This window comes from Corallococcus sp. 4LFB, assembly GCF_046520365.1.
In the GTDB taxonomy this organism is placed as follows: Bacteria; Myxococcota; Myxococcia; order Myxococcales; family Myxococcaceae; genus Corallococcus; species Corallococcus caeni.
Genome location: NZ_JBKGHJ010000083.1, coordinates 1 through 21879, shown reverse-complemented (window position 1 = coordinate 21879; position 21879 = coordinate 1). Strand labels below are relative to the sequence as shown.

The window sequence follows — 21879 nt, the reverse complement described above, 5'->3', positions numbered from 1 at the left end:
GCTGGCGCCTGCGGGCAGCGCTCCGAAGCGCCCGCCCCCGTCGCGCCCACGGTGGTGTCGCTGGGGCCCGAGAACGTGGTGCGCGTGGAGCCCGTGCGGCTGGAGAGCGGCCCCGTCATCTCCGGGTCGCTCCAGGCGCGACGGGTGGCCAGCGTCCGCGCGGAGGTGGGCGGCAGCATCCTGGACGTGAAGGCGGACCAGGGGCAGGCCGTGAAGGAGGGGGACCTGCTGGCGCGCGTGGACGAGGGCACCCTGCGCGAGCAGGTGCAGGCGGCCAGCTCCACCCTGCGCGTGGCGCGCAATGCCCTGCGAGTGGCGAAGGCGGATGAGCAGCGCAATCAAACCCTCGTCAAGCAGGGCGTCATCACCCGCCGCGACTTCGAGCGCACGCAGCTGGCCCGGACGCAGGCGGAGGGCCAGCTGGCGGATGCGCAGGCCCGGCTGAAGCTGGCGCAGGACCAGCTGGGGCGCACGAAGGTGACCGCCCCCTTCACCGGCGTGGTGAGCGAGCGGCAGGTGCACACGGGCGACATCGTCCAGCCGGGCGCGCCCCTCTTCACGGTGGTGGACCCCGCCACGCTGCGGCTGGAGGCCTCCGTGCCCGCGGCGCAGCTCTCCCAGGTGAAGGTGGGCACGCCGGTGGACTTCCGCGTCAACGGCTACGCGCAGCAGGCCTTCAAGGGCGAGGTGGAGCGCATCAACCCGGCGGTGGACCCGGCCACGGGGCAGGTGCGCATCTACGTGAGCATCCCCAACAGCGAACAGATGCTGCTGTCCGGCCTGTTCGCGCAGGGGCGCGTGGCGTCCCAGGCGAAGGACGCGCTGGCCGTGCCGGTGGACGCGCTGGACACGCGCCAGGACCCGCCCACCGTGCAGCGCATCTCCAACGGCAAGGTGGAGCAGGTGGCGGTGACGCTGGGCCTGCGGGACGACGTGGCGCAGACCGTGGAGGTGCGCTCGGGGTTGAAGGCCGGGGACGTGGTGCTGCTGGGCTCCGCGCGCGACCTGACGAACGGCACGCCGGTGAAGCTCACCGCCGCGCCGGAAGGGCTGAAGAAGCAGCGCCCCGCCGCTCCACCGGAGGCCCAGCAGGGCGTGGGCGGCGCGGGCAACGCGTCCGGCGGCAGCGGGACCACCCAGGCTCCGGCGGCGGCTGGGACTCCCACGCCTCCCGCCCAGGCGCCCGCGAAGTAGCGCCGGGCGTCTCCACTTCTTGAAGACGCACCGCAGGAGTCGTCCGTGTTCATCTCCGACTTCGCCATCAAGCGCCCCATCATCACCATCACGGCGATGGTGGCGCTCGTCGTGTTCGGCATCGTCGCGCTCTTCAACCTGGAGACGGACGAGTTCCCGGACATTCAGCAGCCGGTCATCAACGTCACCATCGCGTACCCAGGCGCCTCACCGGAGACGGTGGAGCGCGAAATCGTGGAGCCCATCGAGGACGCCATCTTCTCCATCTCCGGCGTGGACGGGAAGAAGACGACGTCCAGCTCCACGGACAGCCTGGCGAACTTCACGGTCTTCTTCGACTTCGAGAAGGACATCCAGGAGGCGTCCCAGGACATCCGCGACGCCATCTCCAGCAAGCGCGCGGACCTGCCGCAGGAGATGGAGGAGCCCATCCTCACGCGCTTCGACCCGGCGGACCAGCCCATCGTGTCACTGGTGCTGACGTCGAAGGCGCTGGACGTGCCCGCGCTGACGCTCATCGCGGACCCCATGGTGGTGGGGGATTTGCGCTCGGTGCCCGGCGTGGCGCAGGCCACGGTGGTGGGCGGCGTGGACCGGGAGATGACGGTGCAGGTGCGGCCCGCGGCGCTCCAGGCGGCGGGCCTGTCGGTGGCGCAGGTGGTGGCGGCGCTCCAGGCGCAGAACCTGGCGGCGCCGGTGGGCCGGCTCAACACGGAGCTGCAGGAGCGCACCATCCGGCTCAAGGGCCGCCTGGAGACGCCGGAGGACTTCGCGCGGGTGCCCATCGCGGAGCGGGGCGGACGCACGCTGCGGCTGGGCGAGGTGGCGGACGTGTTCGCCGGCGCCGAGGAGCCGCGCACGCTGTCGCTCTACAACGGCGCGCAGGCGGTGGGCATCGAGGTCATCAAGGCCAAGGGCTACAGCACCACGGAGGTCGCGGACGGCGTGCGCGAGCGCGTGAAGATGCTCCAGCAGCGGCTGCCCGCCAACGCGAAGCTCGAAATCGTCCGCGACGCGGGCACGCGCGTGGAGAACTCCGTCGTCAACGTGCAGCAGGCGCTGATTGAAGGCGCGCTGCTCACGGTGCTGGTGGTGTTCCTGTTCCTCAACTCGTGGCGCTCCACGGTCATCACCGGCCTGGCGCTGCCCGTGTCCGTGCTGGCGTCGTTCGTGAGCGTGTGGGCGTTCGGCTTCACGCTCAACACGATGTCGCTCCTGGGCCTGACGCTGGCCATCGGCATCCTCATCGACGACGCCATCGTGGTGCGTGAGAACATCGTGCGGCACGTGGAGATGGGGAAGGACCACTACACGGCGTCGCGCGAGGGCACGAGCGAGATTGGCCTCGCGGTGGCGGCGACGACGTTCTCCATCGTGGCGGTGTTCGTCCCGGTGGCGTTCATGTACGGCGTGGCGGGGCAGTGGTTCAAGCCGTTCGCGCTCACCATCGCGTGCTCGGTGCTGGTGTCGCTGTTCGTGAGCTTCTCGCTGGACCCCATGCTCAGCGCGTACTGGCCGGACCCGCAGGTGGAGAAGGGCGAGCGGCGCAACTTCCTCTCGCGCGGGCTGGCGCGCTTCAACCACTGGTTCGACCGGCAGGCGGACCGCTACAAGGGCGTCATCGCCTGGGCGCTGGACCACCGGCTCGCGATGGTGCTCCTGGCGGTGGGGTCGCTGGTGGGCGCGGTGGCGCTGCAGGGCGTCTTCGGCGGCGCGGGCTTCGTGCCGGTGAGCGACCGCGCGGAGATCGAGATGCTGGTGGAGACGCCCGCCGGCTCCAGCCTGGACTACACGCGGCGCAAGGTGGAGGAGGTGTCCCGCCTCACGCGCCAGCACCCGGAGGTCGCGTACACGTACACGACCATCGGCGTGCCGCTGCCCCTGCGCTCGCCGGGCGTGGACCAGGCGCTGGTGTACGTGCGGCTCAAGCCGAAGACGGAGCGCGAGGCGAGCCAGGAGGTGCTGGGCAGGACGCTGCGTCAGGAGCTGCTCGCGGTGGGCGGCGCGAACGTGTCCGTGTTCACCAGCGGCTTCGGCGGCGCCATCAAGTCCATCCAGCTGGAGCTGCGCGGGCCGGAGTCCCAGGGGCTCAACCGGTTCGCGCAGCAGGTGATGAAGGAGGTCAAGCAGGTGCCGGGCGCGGTGGACGTGGGGCTGTCCACGCGCGGGGAGAAGCCGGAGCTGGAGGTGGAGCTGAACCGCGGCGTCGCGGGCCAGCTCAACGTGACGGTGGGGCAGGTGGCGCAGTCGCTGCGGCCGGCCTTCGCGGGCCTGGACTCCGGCGACTGGGTGGACCCCATGGGGGAGACGCGCGACGTGATGGTGCGCCTGGCGCCGCAGTTCCGCGAGAACCCGTCCGACCTGGCGCAGCTGCCGCTGGTGGTGGGCGCCAACGCCACGGGGGCGCCGGTGGTGGTGCCGCTGGGACAGGTGGCGACTGTGAGGCAGACCGTGGGCCCGGCGCAGATTGACCACCTGGACCGCGAGAAGGTCATCAACGTGCAGGCGAACGTGGCGGGGCGGTCGCTGTCGGAGGTGATGAACGACGTCCAGACGCGGCTCGAGGCGGTGAAGGTGCCGCCGGGCTACGAGGTATCCACGGGCGGCGAGTCCGCGGATCAGCAGGAGGTGTTCGGCCGGGTGTTCCTGGCGCTGGGCGTGGCGGTGATGCTGATGTACCTCATCCTCGTCATCCAGTTCGGCTCGTTCATCGACCCGCTGGCCATCCTGGTGTCGCTGCCGCTGTCGCTGATTGGCGTGGTGCTGGCGCTGGTGGTGACGGGGGACACGCTGAACATCATGAGCCTCATCGGCGTCATCCTGCTGATGGGCATTGTCGCGAAGAACGCCATCCTGCTCATCGACTTCGCCAAGTGGCAGCACGAGAAGGGGCTGCCCTTGCGCGAAGCGCTGATTGAAGCCGGGCGCATCCGCTTGCGGCCCATCATCATGACGACCCTCGCGCTCATCGCGGGCATGGTGCCGGTGGCGCTGGGGCACGGCGAGGGCGGCGACTTCCGGGCGCCGCTGGGCCGCGCGGTGATTGGCGGCGTCATCACGTCCACGCTGCTCACGCTGCTGGTGATTCCGACGGTGTATGAAATCCTCACGGATGCCCGCACGTGGATGACCGGCAAGCTGCGCCGGGTGTTCAAGTCGCACGGGCAGGCACACGGGCCGGCGCACGGGCCCGCGCAGGGCGGCGGCGAGCCCCGGCCGCAGCCGCAGGCCCGGCAGGAGTGATGCGCGGAGGAAGCTCGCGTCACCCTCAAGGAACGGTTGGCGCATCGAGCGGGGGGCCATAGGGTCAGGAGTGTGGAGCTCCCGTCACCGCTGCCCGATTCGCACCGCTCGCTCGTCACCGAAGCCCTGGAGGCACTGGGTGTCACCCGCTGGGTCCTGAGCATCCATGACCCCAGCTTCCCGGGCCTCCCCGGAGAGGACCTGGGGCGGGGCTCGCCGTACTCCGAGGGCGCCGCGCGCTTCCTCGCCTTCGCCCGGGACCTGGGCTTCACCGGCATCCAGCTGGGGCCGCAGGGCCAGACCACCGCGCACAACCCGTCGCCGTATGACGGCACGTTGTTCTCACGCAATACGCTGAACGTGGCGCTCGCGCCGCTCACGGAGCCGCACGGGCCGTGGGGCGCGCTCCTGTCCCCGGACACGCTGGCCCGGCTCGTCTCCGAGGTGCCCGCGGAGGCTGGACCGGAGACGCGCTACCAGTCCGCGTGCCGGGGCCAGGCGCTGGCGCTCCAGGAGGCGTGGGACACCTTCCGCCGGGAGCGCGACCGTGCCGACGCTCCCGCGTCCATCCTCGCGCTCGTCCGGCGCTTCGCGGACTTCCGCGTGGAGCAGCGGGAGTGGCTGGAGCGGGATGCGCTGTTCGACGTGCTCGCCACGCGGCATCACACGCCGGATGACTGGCGCGGGTGGGCGGACTCGCTGGACGGGCGCCTGTTCGCGCCGCGCCCCGAAGAGGTGATGCAGGCGAAGGCGCGCATCCGGGAGCTGCTCGACGCCGAAGCCGAGGCGGTGGAGCAGTACGCCTTCCGCCAGTTCCTCGTGCATGAACAGCACGGGCTCCTGCGCGAGCGCGTGGGGGCGTGGGGCCTCAAGCTGTACGGGGACCTCCAGATTGGCTTCTCACCCCGGGACACGTGGGCGTTGCAGGGGCTGTTCCTCCGCGCGTACCTCATGGGGGCTCCGCCCAGCCGCACCAACCCGGAGGGCCAGCCGTGGAACTACCCGGTGCTGGACCCCGCGCAGTACGTCGCTCCGGACGGCTCCGGCCCCGGACCGGTGCTGCGCTACCTGGACGCGCGGCTGGGCAAGATGCTCTCCGAGTACGACGGGCTGCGCATCGACCATCCGCACGGGCTCGTGTGTCCGTGGGTGTACCGCGCGGGCTCGGCGGATCCGCTGCGCGCGGTGCAGGGCGGGGCGCGGCTGTTCTCCTCGCCGGACCTGCCGGACCACCCGGAGCTGGCGCGGTACGCCATCGTGGCGCCGGAGCAACTGGCCCGCTCGGTGCCGCGTCACGCGGATGGCTGGGTGAAGTGGCTCACGGAGGAGCAGGTGGGCCGCTACGCCATCCTGTTCGACTCGGTGGTGCGCACGGCGCGGGAGCACGGCCGGGCCCGCGAGGACGTGCTGTGCGAGGTGCTGAGTACGCTGCCCCATGAGCTGTCGCGGGTGATGGCCCGCGATGGCCTGGGCCGCTTCCGCGTCACCCAGAAGGCGGACCTCCACAACCCGGCGGACGTGTACCGCAGCGAGAACGCGGCCCCAGAGGACTGGGTGATGGTGGGCAACCACGACACGAAGTCGCTCTGGCGGCTCCTCTCCGAATGGCAGTGGAAGCACGCCCTGCGCGCCCAGGCGGACTACCTCGCCTGGCGGCTGCATCCCGAAGCGGAGGGGCGTGAGGACTTCGCGCGACAGCTCGCGCAGGACCCGGGGCTGCTCGCGCAGGCGAAGTTCGCGGACCTGTTCGCCAGCCGTGCGCGCAGCGTGATGGTGTTCTTCGCGGACCTGCTGGGCATGCCGGACACGTACAACGCGCCGGGCTCCGTGGACGCGCGCAACTGGTCGCTGCGCGTCCCTCACGACTGGGCCGCGCAGTATCAGCAGCGCCTGCGCGCGGGGGCCGCGCTCAACCTGCCGCGGGTGCTGGCCATGGCGCTGCGCGCGGGCGGAGCCGAGGCACGGGCCCGGCACTCGGGGTTGCTCGAACGACTGGAGCTCGCCGCCGCCCACCTGCGAAGCGGGGCGAGATGAGTTGCATCACTCACGCCAGGACATGGTGAACCCCCAAGGGCGACTGCTTGTCCGGGGCGCACCGCACGAACCTGTCCGACAGTCGGACCAGCTTGGACCCTCGCGGCGGGCCCGGTGCTCAGGCGATGCGACGCAGGTCGAAGCGCGACTGGAGCCTCCACTGGCCGGCTTCGTCCCGCACCTCCCCGCGCCAGGTGAAGCGGTCCGGCCGGATGTCGGAGAAGCTCCAGCGGATGGGCTTCCCGTGGTGCTCGCCCAGCAGGACGAGCTGGTCCCCCTCGCGGCCACCGGCGAGCCGGTTGATGGCGCCGCCCGTGGGGCTGGTCCAGGTGATCTGCCACTTCCCCGTGGTCCGGTCGAACGTACGCACGGTGGTGCCGTAGCGCCTGTTCGCTCCGGGCCCTGACGGCGCCGGGGCGTTCCGCGACGGCACGATGAACACGTCCTGCAGGGCCCGCCCCTCCAGCACCCAGTGGAACCACCACTCGCCCTCGCTCTGGCGGAAGCTCCCATCCGCGTCGTGGTCCTGGATGGTCCCCGCCCAGCCTCCCACCAACCACCCGAAGGTGGCCGCCGCGTCGCCCAGCTCCTTCGAAGGTCCCGCGCTCAGGAGGGCCTCCACGAACGTCTCCGACACGGACGCCGGCGCGGCGGGCCCTTCCGCGAGCCTGCGCCAGACGCCGGCGTACTCGATGGGCAGCCCCTCCGCGTCCACGTCCAGCAGCGCGTTGAAGCCGCTCTCCAGGCTCTCGTAGCGGTAGCGCGCGGGGCCCACGCGCGCATACCGCTGCCGCGCGGGCACGACCTCCAGCGCGGGAAACCGCACCCACGCCGCGCGCAGCTCCGCGGCGGCGCCTTCCTGGAGCCGCAGCCGGTTGATGGGCAGCGCGTTGGTGGAAGGGCTCAGGCCCAGGTCCACGTCCGTGCAGCCCTCCAGCTCCTCCGCGACCTGCCCGTCCTTGCGCCAGTGGCCTTCACCGTCATGCTCCAGCGCGAGCGTCCGGCGTTCGCCACGCCAGGACTGCGTCACGCTCACCCGGCGCGTGCGCCATGCGCCGTCACAGACGACCGAGTACTCCGCTCGCAGCGGCGCACCCTGCTCCGCGACGAGCACCACGCCGGACAGCTCCGTGCCCTCCTGGCCGCGCCGCACCCGTGCATGCTCGAAACCCAGCTCATCCATCACGCGCCGCCAGATGAGCTCGCGCGTGACTGTCGTTGCTTCCATCGCCATGATTCGGTCACCCCGTTGGAGATGCGGGGCAGGATGGAGGGACGGACCGTGGCCGACTTGGGGAAAGTGGACCTGACCACGGCGCGTCTGCTGGCCTCCGGGGACGGGTGGCGCGTGCGGGAGATTGTCTGCCGCGCCGGCCCCAAGGACCCCGTCTTCGAGGAACGGCACCCGGGGGTGTCCATCTCCGCCGTCCTGTCCGGCAGCTTCACCTACCGCTCCCGGAACGGACGCGTGCTGCTGACGCCCGGCTCGCTGCTGCTGGGGGAACGGCACGCGTCCTTCTGCTGCGGTCACGAGCACGGCGTGGGCGACCGCTGCGTCGCCTTCCACTTAGAGCCCGAGCTCCTCGAGGAGGTGGCCGGAGGGCTGGCCGGCGTGAAGCGGACGGACTTCCCCGTCCACCGGCTTCCCCCGCTCCAGCGCCTCGCGCCGCTGCTCGCGGACGTCCAGGCGCTCGCCGAGCAGCCAGGCTCACGCGGCGCGGAGGAGCTGGTGCTGCGGATGGCGGGCGCGGCGCTGAGCGGCGTCCACGAAGGCAGGGCCCGTCCCGTCACCGGCCATGACGAACGCCGCATGGGGGACGCGGTGCGGTGGATGGAGGCGCACCTGGAGGAGCCCCTGTCCCTGGCGATGCTCGCGGAGGAGGTGGGCATGGGCCGCCACCACTTCCTGCGCACCTTCCGCAAGGTGGTGGGAGAGAGCCCCTACAGCTACATCCTGGGCCGCCGCCTGACACTCGCCGCCGCGCGCCTGCGGACGGACTCCGAGCGCATCGCGGACGTCGCGTTCGCGTGCGGGTTTGGCGACCTGTCGGAGTTCGTCCGCCGCTTCCGTGCCCGCTTCGGCGTCACCCCTTCCGCCTACCGCGCCCGCGCACGACCCGGGTCAGCAAGGACAGACGCCGTGGGTGCGGCCAGTCTCCTTGGAAATCCTCGTTCTCGATGCTATCGGGTCTAGGCAATTCTTTGATCCAGGTGAGGCACGGAACGCGTGGCGAATCATCGTGAGTGGGAGTTCGGAGCGCATCGCGCGTACTTCGAAGCGCCGGACCTGTTGGTGATGAAGTTCAACGGGCCCTCGAAGCTGGAGGACTCGAAGAAGGTGCTGGAAATCTGTCAGGAGGTGTCGGCGAAGGGGCCGGTGTTCGTCATCTCCGACGTGTCGAACTCCAGCATCGACAAGGACGCGCGCGAGCTGCTGGTGGCGCAGGCGAAGGCCGAGTGGTTCCGCGGCCACGTCTACCTGGGCACGGGCCCGCTGCAGCGCGCGGGCGCCAAGGCGCTGATGCTCGCGCTGTACTTCACGGGCAAGTGGACGGTGGAGGTGGACTTCGCGGACTCGGAGCGCGAAGCGCGCGACCTCATCGCGAAGAAGCGCCTGGCGCCGCCGAAGAAGTAGTCACTGCCCGCCGCCTTGGTGCTGGACGTCCAGCACCAGGCGCGTGGGGTTGCTCAGCTCCAGCACGCGGAACGGGGCGCGGCGCGCGGTGCCCAGCGCCCACGTCACCTCGCCCTCGAAGTCGCACAGCCGCTCCAGCGCCAGCACGGTCGGCAGCGCGGGCTTGAGCGTGCGCTGCGCCACCGTGGCCTGGCCCTGGTCGTCATGCGCTCGGGCCAGCGTGAAGCGCACCTCCAGCGCGGCCTGCCCCGGCAGCGTCACGTCGTCGCCGGAGCCGCACTGCTGCACCGGCGTCTTCACGTAGCCCAGGTGGTAGCCCGGCAGGCGCGGCCCGTCGAACTCGAACACCGTGCGGTCGTAGCCCGCGTGCGTCCCCGTGCGCACCGAGCGCAGCGTGACGGCGGGCGGCTCGCCGCGCGGCTTCTCCACCGCCGACGTCGTCCACGCCGCGTCCGCCGCCACGTCGGCCGTCGCTGGTGGCCTGCCCGCGTCCGTGGGGCCGCCTGCCCTTCACGTCCAGCGCCTGGTGCACCACCGGCGCGGTGGCCGCCGGGCCTTCGCGGGGCACGGCGTTGGCGGGCGGGGGCACGGCCGGCACGTCCATGGGGACGGTCGGGGGCTCCTGCTTCTGGCACCCCAGGCCCAGCAGTCCGCAAGCCACTCCCAGCGCGTACAGCCCCTGTCGCAGGTGCATCTGGCTCCTCCCGTCAGCCCCGTCACCCGGGGACTTCCCGAGTCCTCGCACACCTCGCGCGCCAGGACCATGCCCAGGTGCCTGGAAGATGCGCCCTGCCGGGCCCGTTGCGTATAGGGTCCGGCCGGCCGCGTCCCCCCGGCCCCCTTCGTGCACTGGAGAGTTCCGCACCATGGCCCTCGACCTGACCTCCCTTCCGCGTCCCTCTCGCGACGACACCACCGTGGGCTCCATGGTGCGCGGACTCGTGGGCAGCGAAATCCTCCGCATCGCCGCGGAGATCCGCGAGCTCGTGGCCAGGGGCAACAAGGTCTGCAACCTCACCGTGGGGGACTTCAGCCCGAAGGAGTTCCCCATCCCGGACGGCCTGCGCGACCAGATTGGCGTCGCGCTCCAGGGCGGCGAGACGAACTACCCGCCGTCCGACGGCGTGCTGGACCTGCGCCAGGCCGTGCAGCGCTTCTACGAGCGCTCCCTGGGGCTGAAGTACCCGCTGGAGGGCATCGTCATCGCGGGCGGCGCGCGGCCGGTCATCTACGCCACCTACCGCGCGGTGCTCGACCCGGGCGACGTCGTCGTCTACCCGGTGCCGTCCTGGAACAACAACCACTACGCCCACATGCTGGGCGCCAGGAGCGTGGTGGTGAAGACGGACGCGGCGGCGGGCTTCATGCCCACGCTGGCGCAGCTGGAGCCGCACCTGTCGTCCGCGCGCCTGCTCTGCCTGTGCAGCCCGCTCAACCCCACGGGCACCATGCTGGACCCGGAGGCCCTGCGCGCCATCTGCCAGCGCATCGTGGAGGAGAACCGCGCGCGCGAGGGCCGCGGCCAGAAGCCCCTCATCCTGATGTACGACCACATCTACTGGGTGCTGAGCTTCGGCGGCGCGAAGCACGTCACCCCCGTGGCGCTGGTGCCGGAGATGGCGCCGTACACCGTGTTCGTGGACGGCATCAGCAAGGCCTTCGCCGCCACCGGCGTGCGCGTGGGCTGGGGCGTGGGCGCGCCCACCCTCATCTCCCGCATGCGCGACGTGCTGGGCCACGTGGGCGCCTGGGCCCCCAAGGCCGAACAGGTCGCCACCGCCCGCTACCTGGACGACACCCAGGCCACGGAGTCCTTCCTCCAGGCCATGCGCCAGCGCGTGGATGCGCGCCTGGAGGCCCTCTACAAGGGCTTCCAGCGCATGAAGGACGCGGGCCTGCCGGTGGACGCCATCGCGCCGCAGGGCGCCATCTACCTCTCCGTGCGCTTCGACGTGGTGGGCAGGGGCGGCCTCGCCACCAATGACGCCATCCGCAAGCACCTCCTGGACAAGGCCCGCTTCGCGGTGGTGCCCTTCCAGGCGTTCGGCCTCGCGGAGGACACCGGCTGGTTCCGCCTCTCCGTGGGCGCCACCTCGGTCGCTGAAATCGAGGAGGCCCTGCCCCGCGTCGAGGCCGCCGTGCGGGAAATCCTCGCGGCGAAATAGCCTGTTTCCTCCACAGACCGGCAGTCAGGGAATAGCCTGCCGCCGCGCACGTTGAGGGCGCCGCCATCATGCTCAAGCGCTTCGTGGACGTCCGTGACGAGGAGGTGGGGGCGGTCCTCGGGGCGTTCGTCTACTTCTTCACGCTGATGTGCGGCTACGCCATCCTGCGGCCCATCCGCAACGAGATGGGCACCGCGGGGGACGTGAAGCACCTGCCCTGGCTCTTCACCGTCACGTTCGTCGTGATGCTGCTGGCGGTGCCGGCCTTCTCCGCGCTGGTGGCGCGCTATCCCCGGCGGGTGGTGGTGCCGCGCGTCTACCGCTTCTTCCTGGTCAACCTGCTGGTCTTCTTCGCGCTGCTCAAGTGGGGCGTGGCGAAGGAGGGCGTGGCGCGGGCCTTCTACGTCTGGCTGAGCGTCTACAACCTGTTCGTCGTCTCCATCTTCTGGAGCTTCATGGCGGACGTGTTCGCCAGCGACCAGGGCAAGCGCCTCTTCGGCTTCATCGCCGCGGGCGGCACCACGGGGATGATTGTCGGCCCGTTCCTGGTGGGCCGGCTGGCGGAGCCGGTGGGGCCGGTGAACCTCATCCTCGTGTCCGCGGTGATGCTGGAGGTGAGCGCGCAGTGCGTGCGCCGCCTGGGCCACTGGGCCCGCGACGTGCAGCACCAGCCCGCCACGCGCGAGGGGCCGGTGGGCGGCGGGATGCTCGCGGGCCTGCGGCTGCTGGTGACGTCGCCGTTCCTGCTCGCGCTGGGCCTCCAGGTCTTCCTGTACGCGGCGACCTCCACGTTCCTGTACTACCAGGAGGTGCGGCTGGTCGCGTCCCTGGCGAAGGACGCGGCGGCGCGCACGGCGGCGTTCGCGGACATCGACTTCTGGGTGCAGGTCCTGACCCTGGGCATCCAGACGCTCGTCACGGGGCGGGTCATCTCCCGGCTGGGGTTGGGCGTGGCGATGGCGGTGGCGCCGGTGCTCACGTTGGTGGGGTTTGGCGTGCTCGCGTTCGCGCCGGTGCTGGGGGTGCTCATCGGCGTGAAGTCGCTGCGGGGCGCCAGCCACTACGCGCTGGAGCGCCCGTCGCGTGAAATCCTGTTCACCACGGTGGACCGCGAGGCCCGCTACAAGTCCAAGAGCTTCATCGACACGGTGGTGTACCGCGGCAGCGACACGCTGAGCGCGTGGCTGCAGGGCGGACTCACGGCGCTGGGCCTGGGCATGACGGGCCTGTCGCTGGCGGCCGTGCCCGTGGCCGCGCTGTGGCTCGCGGTGGCCCTGTACCTGGCGCGCCAGCAGCGCACGCGCGCCGCTGAAGTCATTCCGCAGACGCAGACGACCCTTCCCGGAGGAACCACGGCATGAAGCTGTCCCGAAGAGGCGTGATTCAAGCAGCGGCCGCGTTGGGCGCGGTCCAGGTGTTGGGCTGTGCATCGTCCCCCAAGGCGGGCCCCGGCCCGGTAGCCGACGCGAGCAAGGGCGAGGCCCCGGGCAAGCCCCTGAACATCCTCATCCTGGGCGGCACCCGGTTCCTGGGCCCCGCGCTGGTGCAGGCGGCGCAGGCGCGCGGCCACACGCTCACGCTCTTCAACCGCGGCAAGTCCAACCCGGGCCTCTTCCCGGAGGTGGAGAAGCTCCAGGGCGACCGCGACCCCAACAAGGGCGAGGGCCTGAAGGCGCTGGCGGGCCGCAAGTGGGACGCGGTCATCGACACGTCCGGCTACGTGCCGCGCATCGTGAAGGCGTCCGCGGAGCTGCTCGCGCCCAACGTGGGGCAGTACGTCTTCATCTCCAGCGTGTCCGTCTACAAGGACATGACGAAGAAGGACCTCAACGAGTCCGACGCCGTGGGCACCCTCCCCGACGAGACCGTGGAGGAGGTGAGCGAGACGAGCTACGGCCCGCTCAAGGCGCTCTGCGAGAAGGCCGCCGAGGCCGCGCTGCCCGGCCGCACGCTCAACATCCGCCCCGGCCTCATCGTGGGCCCGGATGACGGCTCCGACCGCTTCACCTACTGGCCGCTGCGCGTGGAGAAGGGCGGCGAGGTGCTGGCCCCCGGCGACGGCGAGGACCCGGTGCAGATCATCGACGCGCGCGACCTGGCCGCGTTCATCATCCGCAACGTGGAGCGCCGCACCGCGGGCATCTTCAACGTCACCGGCCCGCTGAAGCCCATGAACATGAAGGGCATGCTGGAGGACATCCAGAAGGCCACGGGGAGCGACGCGCGCTTCACCTGGGTGGACACGGTCTTCCTGGAGCAGCAGAAGGTGACGGCCTTCGCGGACATGCCCGCGTGGGTGCCGCGCACCGGCCCGGAGAGCGGCATCGGCGCCGTGAGCATCGCCCGCGCCACGCAGGCGGGGCTCGCCACCCGCCCGCTCGCGGACACCGTGCGCGACACGCTGACCTGGTTCCATGGACTGCCGCGGGACCGCCAGGAGAAGCTGCGCTCCGGCCTGTCCGCGGACAGGGAGAAGGAAGTGCTCGCCGCCTGGCACCAGGCGAAGGGCACCGCCAGGGCGGGCTGAGCTTCAAGGTCGTGACCTTTCGCGCACGCCGGGCGGTCCGCTGGCGTGCGCGAGCACGGGATGGGAACGATGGGATGGCTCCACGACTGCGGCGCGGCCCCGGGAGGCCTCCACTGCGTGCGCGGCACGGTCCGCTCCGGGCGGCGTTGATGCTGGGCGCGCTCTGGAGCCTGCTGTCGGGCTGCAAGCCCTCGGCGGGCGTGGCGGCCACGCCGTTCAACCCCGACGCGGCGGGGTGCTACCAGCGCCTGGGGAAGGTGAACCCCGCGTTCCAGCAGGGCTACCGGGACCTGGCGGCGCTGCTGGCCCAGCCGGCGCCGCTCGTGTCGCTGTTGCCCGGCGTGGTGGCCGCGCACGAGCGCGTGCTCCAGGCGGGCCGCGCCGCGCCCGCGAGCTCCCGGCTGCCGGAAGAGGACGTCTACGTCTGCTGCCTGCGCGACACCCTGGAGGGCCGGGTGGCCCGCGAGGTGAAGGCCACGGTGGACGGCGACGCGGGCACCGGGGACAGGCGCGCCCGGCTGGAGGCGCTGCTGGCGGCGCTGCACGGCCTGCCCTGGTCCGGCCCCAAGTGGACGGAGCAGGAGCGCCCCGCCATCGAGAAGCACGTGCGGGACGCGCTCGCGGCGCTGCCGTGATGTGATGGGCGCGGCACCTCTTCCCCCTGGTGAATCCATGGCGAGCGGCGAGAACGTCGACCTGTCGGCCACCCGGCCCGCGGAGTACCTGCGCGAGGGGCTGCTGTCCCCGGAGGGCAAGCCGCGCGAGGGGCTCAACGGCCTGCACTCGCTGGGCATGGCCCACCGGCTGAAGCTGGAGGGCACGAAGCCGGAGACGGTGGCCGCGCTGCTGGACAGCCTGGTGAAGGCCTCCGGGCGCTTCATCCCGAAGGACCCGCGCAACGTGGACCTGCCGGACGGCGCGCGTCAGGAGGTGGCCGCGGCGTGGAGCGCCACGGGGCCCACCGGCACGGGCGTCCTGGGGGAGCTGCGCGCGGCGGTGCTTCCGTGCGTGAGCGACACCGCGACCCTGGGCGCGATGCTGCTGCACGTGGAGCGCATCCACCGGCAGCTGCTGCTGGTGTCCGTGACGCCGCCGGCGGCCCCTGACGTCAGGCTGCCTGGCCGTGAGGCGGCCGGGCGTCCGGCGGCGGGGCGGCGGGCAGGCGAGGAACACCGGGCGCTGGCCGGGCGCGTCATGCGTCCGCACCTTCCCGCCATGGAACGCGACCGGGACAGCAGGCATCACGTGGTCATCGTGGGGGCGGGCTTCGGCGGGCTTCAGGCCGCGAAGACCCTGGGCAGGGCGGACAACGTGCGGGTGACGGTGGTGGACCGCTACAACCACCACCTCTTCCAGCCGCTGCTGTACCAGGTGGCGACGGCGGTGCTGAACCCGGCGGACATCTCCGCGCCCATCCGCAGCGTGCTGCACGCGCGCAACACGGAGGTGCTGCTGGCGGAGGCGAAGTCGGTGGATCCGCGCCGCAAGGTGCTCATCGTCGAGGGCGGGGAGATTCCCTACGACTCGCTGGTGCTGGCCACGGGCGCGACGCACTCGTACTTCAAGCACCCGGAGTGGGCGCGGGTGGCGCCCGGCCTGAAGACGCTGGAGGACGCGGTGCGCATCCGCGAGCGCGTGCTGACGGCCTTCGAGGCCGCGGAGCGCGAGTCCGACCCGGTGCGCCAGCGGCAGTGGATGACCTTCGTCATCATCGGCGCGGGGCCCACGGGCGTGGAGCTGGCGGGGGCGCTCTCGTACATGACGCGGCACGGGCTGCCGAAGGACTTCCGGCGCATCGACACGCGCGAGGCGCGGGTGGTGCTGCTGGAGGGGCTGCCGCGCGTGCTGAGCGCCTATCCGGAGGAGCTGTCGGAGGCCGCGAAGCGCGACCTGGAGAAGCTGCACGTCGAGGTGCGCACCGGCGCCCTGGTGACGGGCATCGACGGGGAGGGCGTCACGTTCGGGGACGAGCACATCGCCACGCGCACGGTGATGTGGGGCGCGGGCGTGGCGGCGTCGCCGCTGGTGCGCTCGCTGGACGTGCCCCTGGACCGCGCGGGGCGGGTGAAGGTGTCTCCGCGGCTCACGGCGCCGGGGCTGGACGACGTGTATGTGATTGGCGACGTGGCGGCGGCGGAGCAGAACGGGAAGCCCGTGCCGGGCATCGCGCCGGCGGCGATGCAGATGGGGCGGCACGTGGGGAAGACTATTCGCGACCGGCTGGCGGGCCGGCCGTTGAAGGCGTTTCGCTACCACGACAAGGGCAGCTTCGCGGTGATTGGCCGCGGCTACGCGGTGGGCCTGCTCTACGACAAGTGGCGCATGAAGGGGCTGCCGGCGTGGCTCGTCTGGGCGGGCGTGCACATCGCCTACCTCATCGGGTTCCGCAATCGCGCCTCCGTGATGCTCAACTGGGGCTACACGTTCTTCACCAAGGGCGGCCGGGACATGCGGCTCATCACCGGCAACGTGGTGAAGCGCATGCCCGCCCTGGCGTCATCCACGCAGGCGCCCGCCCTGCCGCCTCCCGCGCCTCCGGAGCTGCCGGCGTCGCGGCCCGCGCCGGTGCACTGAGGCCGTAGAACGTGCGAAGTGGTGACGGTCGCCCCGGTGCCCTCTGGTGCCGGGGCGATTTCCGTTTTGAGCGGGGCCCCCTGGCCGTTATCGCTCCTGTCCGCCGGCCCCCTGGAGGGCATGCGGGCGTGACGGAGCGGGACAGGTGCTCCCGTCATGGCGGTGATGTATGGACGAGCCCCCAGCTGACTCGTTCAGCCAATCTTACTCCTTAATTGGCTCAGGTGTTTCATTTGTCAGGGCTGGCGGCTCCTGAATGAAGTCCTCTAGGAACTGGCTCATGAGTTGTTGTTGGCTCATGATAGGAACATTGGTTGCTAGATGGTCTTTGATGTCATCCAGGATTTTAGATGCGGTTTTCTTGTCCTCGAGTTTCTCGGCAAGCGCCCAGGGTCGTCCTGGATGCATTGTATCCCAAGGTGATCGCTTATTAGAGCGAGTAGAGGCTGAGTCTCCGTGTTTGCTGATGCCCCAGCAAATCTTGAACTCATCATTCCAGACTGGCTTGAAGATGTTGATTAGGTGCCGCTCAGCCGCCATTTGAGCATTGCTTGCGACGACTAGACGGCGGTACTCGAAGTCGTTGATTTGTATTGGGTTGGGAAGGTTTTGAGCTTCAGCATATTCCTGCACGACTCGGATCGACTTTTGATGTTCTCTCAGTCGACTGGAGAGCTTGTCTCCTTGGTCTCGCGGGGTATCCGCTTCACCGGATTGAGGGTCGGCCTTGCCGACATAGATGGGGGTTTCTGTCCCACTAATGAGTTGGTATGCAGGATGTCGTCCATTGTAATAAATTGCATAGACGCCGGAACCATAAAAGCGGGATATGGCTGCGAGGGGATATTTAGGTTGGGCTAGCAGGGCGAGTGCGACAAGCCGCCCTGCTGTTGATGGTCGTGCTGGATCGAAAACCTGAGCCGGTTCTCTGATGGGATCGAGTTCATCGATTCTGCTTGCGAGCTCCTTGAGCGGCTCGATTAACTTGCTTCGTAAGCGAGTCCTCGCCTTTTCGACGAGAGGATCTGCAACCGCATCCAACCTTACGCGCAGTTGGCGCAGTTCATGCTCAATCGTGATCTCTGGTTTCGGGGAACTTGCCTTGCTTTTTCTAGGGCTCACGAAGCTATTTCAGCTCGCCTCGGGCCTGAGTCTAGAAAGCTCCTTCGAGCCACTCTCATTGCCGCCCTCAAGTTTCGCCGCCACGCTGTTGGCCACCACGGCGGCGAGGTCCACGGGGACAGCATTGCCCAGTTGCCTCATTGCCTCCGACCATGACCCCTCGAAGAGCCAGGTGTCGGGGAAGGTCTGGACGCGCGCGGCTTCACGCACGGTGAGATACCGGACCGAACCATCCGGATACGCGATCATGTTCTCGCCGCCCGGCACTCCGTGGACGCCTGCTTTCAGCGTCTTCGACGGAAGATCGATGGGGCTTCCGGTGTGCCCTGGATAGACTTTCGCGCCCGGGTTGAGGCGATGGTTGCTGAAGTCCTTGGCGTCGCGACCCGCGATTGGCTCGGGAAGGCCCGCGATGGCGTCTCGTACCGTGCGCCAGGGCTTCGTCTCGAAAGGTCCGTCCTGCTCCAGGTCGCTCAACTTCACTCCCAAGCTGACCGGTTCGTTGCGTGGGGCTCGGATCCGATGGCGCTTCCAGTACTCCTTGGTGATGTACTGGTCCCACTTCAGCGCATCCAGGCTGTGCGTCGGCTCGGGGAAGTGCCACTCCAGGTTCGTGTCGGAGCGGAAACCCACGACGAAAACTCGCTCACGGGTCTGGGGAACGCCGTAATCGGCCGCGTTCAGCAGTTCGGAAATCACGTTGTACTTCAGGCCCTGGTGACGGCCCTTCGTACGTACCTCTTCCAGTCGGTTGCGATGGTCGGTCCACTCCTCGTCGCGCCGCTTGGTGATGGTCGGGTACTCAAGCTGGAGCTTGATGTACTCGAAGTAGTTGCTGAAGCTCTGCCGTAGCAGGCCCTTCACGTTCTCCAGAATGAACGCGCGTGGCTGCAACTCGCGCACGGCGCGGACGAACTCGGGGAACATGTTACGGCTGTCATCCTGGGCGCGGTGCTTCCCCCCAAGGCTGAACGGCTGACACGGCGGGCCACCCGCGATGAGGTCCACCTCGCCGAAGAGGTCGAAGGACATCATCCGCACGTCGGTCTGATGCACCCGCCAGCCACTGATTCCGGGCAGGGCGTTCAGCTTCGCGTTGCGTCGGAGGGTGTCGCACGCGTCGTCGTTCCACTCCATCAGGCCACGATGGTGGAACCCCGCCATGTGAGTACCCAGGGCCAGGCCACCCGCGCCCGTGAACAGTTCAATCGAGTCCATGCGTGGGTCCATACAAGGTCGGGCTGACGAATGAGCCCGCGATGCATGAGGCGTGGTACCGCGGAACCCAGGCTGGCGCCATTTCATCGTACGCGCCACCGTGAGGATTCGAGCGGTGAAGTCGACGCCGTGATCCAGCTCGCGCGGCGCTACATCTTGGGTTCACGCACCAGGAGCGGATGCCGCGCCGCCATCCGGGTAAAGATGCTTCGTGGCGGACCGGGCGGGTCCCAGGAAGTCCATGATCCGTTCGGTCAGCTGTTCTGGAGCACGCGTGAGTTCGCACTCCCAGAGCTCGAGGACCGACCAGCCCAGGGCTTCAAGCTGCGCGCGCTTCACCCGATCCCGTTCACGGTTCGCCTCCAACTTGGGGAGCCAGAAGTCGAGGCGGGACTTGGGAAGTCGCGCGAGGGGACAGGAGGGATCGGGATGTCGATGCCAGAAGCAACCGTGCACGAAGATGGCCTTGCGCCGACCGGGAAACGCAAGGTCGGGCTTCCCTGGCACCTTGCCGTAGTGAAGCCGGTACCGGTGTCCGAGCGCGGTAACCAGGCGGCGGACAACGAGTTCGGGCTTCGTGTTCCGCCCCTTCACGCGTGACATGCGCTCGCTGCGCTCTTGAGGGGTCAGCGTATCCATGCCTTCTCCCAAGATGTCGATTCGAAGTGCCACCTCGCGGCTGGCGTCCGACAGGAGCGGATCCGCCTGGGACCTCGGTCCCCATCCCATCGAACGTACGTCGCCCCTCCCAAGGCGACAATCGAGCCGGTGGGGTCTTCACGGCGGAGAGCCAATCTTGGGGAACGGCACGATGCGGCTGATCGCTTCGCTCGGTCCCCTGGAGGAGGAGCGAGGCGGCTGCGTGATCGTGACAACTAGAAGAGGCGCGAGCTTGAGGCCCCCTGGAGGGCATGCGGGCGTGACGGAGCGGGACAGGTGGGCCCTGGCCATGTCAGCCTGCCGCGATAGGGAAGGGTAGGGCTGCGCACCGCGGGGGGCCCGACCCCGCGGGTGGGCGGCCGGGGCGGGGAGGGGACAGGCCATGAGGTGGGATGAGATGGGCGAGTCGCCCGGATGGGACAGCACGGTGTCGCGGGACGGGAGCGTGGACGGTGGGACGGCTCGCGGTGGACGGGGATCCGTCCTCGCGGTGGTGGCGGAGAAGCCCGCCGTGGCGCGCGACATCGCCCGGGTGCTGGGCGCCACCGAGCGCGGCGAGGGCTTCCTTCGCGGCAACGGCTACGTCGTGACGTGGGCCATCGGGCACCTGGTGGGCCTGGCCCAGCCGCATGAAATCCGGCCCGAATGGAAGAAGTGGCACCGCTCGCACCTGCCCATGCTGCCGGAGGACTGGCCGCTGGTGGTGTCGGACTCCACGAAGGACCAGTTCCAGGTCGTCCGCCGGGTGATGAACGCGCCGGAGGTGTCCGCCGTGGTGTGCGCCACGGACGCGGGGCGCGAGGGCGAGCTCATCTTCCGCTACATCTACGACGCCGCCGGGTGCCGCAAGCCGGTGCGGCGGCTGTGGGTGTCGTCGCTGACGGAGCGCGCCATCCGCGACGGCTTCCAGCAGCTCAAGGACGGCAAGGCCTACGCGCCGCTGGCGGACGCCGCCATGGGGCGCAGCCGCGCGGACTGGCTCGTGGGCATGAACCTGTCGCGCCTCTACACCCTGGCGAGCGGGACCTACGGCAGCATGCTGTCCGTGGGGCGCGTGCAGACGCCCACGCTGGCCATGGTGGTGGAGCGCGAGCTGGCCATCCGCGACTTCGTGCCCCGGGACTACCTGGAGGTCGTGGCCACCTTCGTGCCGCGCGGCAAGGGCGCGCCGCAGGGGGCTCGCTACCAGGGCACGTGGTTCCGCTCGGGGCCGGACGGCAAGCCGGTGATTCCGCCGGGCCATGAGTCCGTGCGCGAGGCGCGCCGGCTGGACGCGGACGGCGTGGAGGCAGGCCGCGTCATCGACCGCGTGCGCGGCGGCAGCGCGGCGGTGGAGTCGCTGGACGCGGAGACGAAGCGGATGCCGCCGCCGCTGCTCTACGACCTGACGGAGCTGCAGCGCCACGCGAACCGGCTGTTCGGCTTCAGCGCGAAGCACACCCTGGAGGTGGCGCAGGCGCTCTATGAGAAGCACAAGCTCCTGAGCTATCCGCGCACGGCGAGCCGGCACCTGTCCGCGACGGTGGCGGACACGCTGCCGGAGGTGGTGCGCGCCATCCAGGCCCCGTACCAGGAGGACCTGGCGCCGGGCACGGGCGAGCGCCCCCTGGGCAAGCGCTACGTCGACGACGCGAAGGTGACGGACCACCACGCCATCATCCCCACGCCCATGCCGGCGTCCGGCGTGCGGCTGTCCCCGGACGAGCAGCGCCTCTATGACCTGGTGTGCCGGCGCCTGCTCCAGGCGTGGCACGAGGACCACGTCTGGAAGGTGACCACGGTCATCACCGCGGTGACGTCGAAGGGGGACGCGGGGCCGGTGGTGGACCGCTTCCACAGCGCGGGCACGCAGGTGGAGAAGGTGGGCTGGAAGGTCCTGGACGTGGGGGGCGGGCAGAAGGCGCCGCGCCTCAAGTCCGAAGGCCGCAAGGGCGCGGACAAGGACAAGGAGGACGAACCGGACGACGAGCCGCAGGACCTGCCGCCGGGGCTCGCGCGCGGGCAGGCGCAGACGGTGGCGGACGTGGAGGCGGTGAAGAAGCGCACGCGTCCCCCGCCGCGCTTCACGGAGGCGACGCTGCTGACGGCGATGGAGTCCGCCGGGCGCACGCTGGATGAGAAGGAGCTGATGGACGCGATGCGCGACACGGGGCTGGGCACGCCCGCCACGCGCGCCGCGACCATCGAGCTCCTGCTCGAGCGCGAGTACCTGACCCGCGAGGGCAAGCGCCTGGTGGCCACGGAGAAGGGCATCCACCTCATCGGGGTGGTGCACCCGGACGTGAAGTCCCCCGTGATGACAGGGCAGTGGGAGGCGTGGCTCCAGCGCATCGAGCGCGGACAGGGGGCGCTGGACGCGTTCATGAGCGGCATCGAGGCCTATGTGCGGGAGGTCGTGGGCAGGCGCCCACGTCGCTGCCGCCCACGCCGGCACAGGCTGGACCGGGCCCGGAGTGGGCCCGCCGCGAGCGACGCTTTGAGACCACCCGGCCGCATCCCGCGCAGGG

Annotated in this window: 16 protein-coding genes; 11 read left to right on the top strand and 5 right to left on the bottom strand. The window is 70.3% G+C overall.

Annotated features, from left to right (window positions below; translation table 11 throughout):
- The 3 genes from ACLEQD_RS11995 to ACLEQD_RS11985 form a co-directional block, all read left to right on the top strand.
- Nucleotides 1-1194, top strand: a 1194-nt coding sequence (locus ACLEQD_RS11995) for an efflux RND transporter periplasmic adaptor subunit (RefSeq protein WP_410383675.1), incomplete at its 5' end; no start/stop codon positions are given.
- Between the two features lie 45 nt (nt 1195-1239).
- Nucleotides 1240-4437 (top strand): efflux RND transporter permease subunit, encoded by a 3198-nt coding sequence (locus ACLEQD_RS11990; RefSeq protein ID WP_410383673.1) that lies wholly within the window; start codon nt 1240-1242, stop codon nt 4435-4437.
- Nucleotides 4438-4509: 72 nt separating this feature from the next.
- A complete protein-coding gene (locus ACLEQD_RS11985; protein WP_410383671.1) occupies nt 4510-6471 on the top strand; it encodes a 4-alpha-glucanotransferase in 1962 nt (653 codons plus the stop codon).
- Between the two features lie 118 nt (nt 6472-6589).
- Here ACLEQD_RS11985 and ACLEQD_RS11980 read toward each other — a convergent pair whose 3' ends face one another.
- On the bottom strand, nt 6590-7705 hold the full coding sequence (locus tag ACLEQD_RS11980) for a putative glycolipid-binding domain-containing protein (protein ID WP_410383669.1): 1116 nt from the start codon (nt 7703-7705) through the stop codon (nt 6590-6592).
- Between the two features lie 48 nt (nt 7706-7753).
- Between ACLEQD_RS11980 and ACLEQD_RS11975 the strand changes: the two genes are divergently transcribed.
- The gene (locus ACLEQD_RS11975; RefSeq protein ID WP_410383667.1) at nt 7754-8665 is read left to right on the top strand and encodes a helix-turn-helix domain-containing protein; all 912 of its coding nucleotides are present in this window, start codon (nt 7754-7756) and stop codon (nt 8663-8665) included.
- A gap of 33 nt (nt 8666-8698) precedes the next feature.
- Nucleotides 8699-9106, top strand: coding sequence for a hypothetical protein (locus ACLEQD_RS11970; RefSeq protein WP_410383666.1), 408 nt, complete (start codon nt 8699-8701; stop codon nt 9104-9106).
- On the opposite strand, the gene ACLEQD_RS11965 is transcribed toward ACLEQD_RS11970, so the two are convergent.
- On the bottom strand, nt 9107-9568 hold the full coding sequence (locus tag ACLEQD_RS11965) for a hypothetical protein (protein ID WP_410383664.1): 462 nt from the start codon (nt 9566-9568) through the stop codon (nt 9107-9109). It abuts the gene before it with no gap.
- 404 nt (nt 9569-9972) lie between these two features.
- Here ACLEQD_RS11965 and ACLEQD_RS11960 point away from each other — a divergent pair, with 404 nt between their 5' ends.
- From ACLEQD_RS11960 to ACLEQD_RS11940, 5 genes are all read left to right on the top strand, one after another.
- On the top strand, nt 9973-11271 hold the full coding sequence (locus tag ACLEQD_RS11960) for a pyridoxal phosphate-dependent aminotransferase (protein WP_410383662.1): 1299 nt from the start codon (nt 9973-9975) through the stop codon (nt 11269-11271).
- 68 nt (nt 11272-11339) lie between these two features.
- On the top strand, nt 11340-12632 hold the full coding sequence (locus ACLEQD_RS11955) for an NTP/NDP exchange transporter (protein ID WP_410383660.1): 1293 nt from the start codon (nt 11340-11342) through the stop codon (nt 12630-12632).
- Complete coding sequence (locus ACLEQD_RS11950; protein ID WP_410383658.1) at nt 12629-13798, top strand: NAD-dependent epimerase/dehydratase family protein; 1170 nt, start codon at nt 12629-12631, stop codon at nt 13796-13798. Before ACLEQD_RS11955 ends, ACLEQD_RS11950 begins: the two co-directional genes overlap by 4 nt.
- Nucleotides 13799-13947: 149 nt before the next feature.
- Nucleotides 13948-14433, top strand: coding sequence for a hypothetical protein (locus ACLEQD_RS11945; protein ID WP_410383656.1), 486 nt, complete (start codon nt 13948-13950; stop codon nt 14431-14433).
- A 37-nt stretch (nt 14434-14470) separates the two neighbouring features.
- Nucleotides 14471-16372 carry an NAD(P)/FAD-dependent oxidoreductase gene (locus tag ACLEQD_RS11940; protein WP_410383654.1) on the top strand — a complete coding sequence of 634 codons (1902 nt, stop codon included), beginning with the start codon at nt 14471-14473 and terminating at the stop codon, nt 16370-16372.
- Nucleotides 16373-16576: 204 nt separating this feature from the next.
- Here ACLEQD_RS11940 and ACLEQD_RS11935 read toward each other — a convergent pair whose 3' ends face one another.
- From ACLEQD_RS11935 to ACLEQD_RS11925, 3 genes are all read right to left on the bottom strand, one after another.
- Entirely contained in the window at nt 16577-17494 is a 918-nt protein-coding gene (locus ACLEQD_RS11935) for an Eco29kI family restriction endonuclease (RefSeq protein WP_410383652.1), read from the bottom strand.
- 9 nt (nt 17495-17503) lie between these two features.
- The gene (locus tag ACLEQD_RS11930; RefSeq protein ID WP_410383650.1) at nt 17504-18712 is read right to left on the bottom strand and encodes a DNA cytosine methyltransferase; all 1209 of its coding nucleotides are present in this window, start codon (nt 18710-18712) and stop codon (nt 17504-17506) included.
- A gap of 162 nt (nt 18713-18874) precedes the next feature.
- Complete coding sequence (locus tag ACLEQD_RS11925; RefSeq protein WP_410383648.1) at nt 18875-19351, bottom strand: very short patch repair endonuclease; 477 nt, start codon at nt 19349-19351, stop codon at nt 18875-18877.
- A 403-nt stretch (nt 19352-19754) separates the two neighbouring features.
- Between ACLEQD_RS11925 and ACLEQD_RS11920 the strand changes: the two genes are divergently transcribed.
- Nucleotides 19755-21879, top strand: a 2125-nt coding sequence (locus tag ACLEQD_RS11920) for a DNA topoisomerase 3 (RefSeq protein ID WP_410383646.1), incomplete at its 3' end; no start/stop codon positions are given.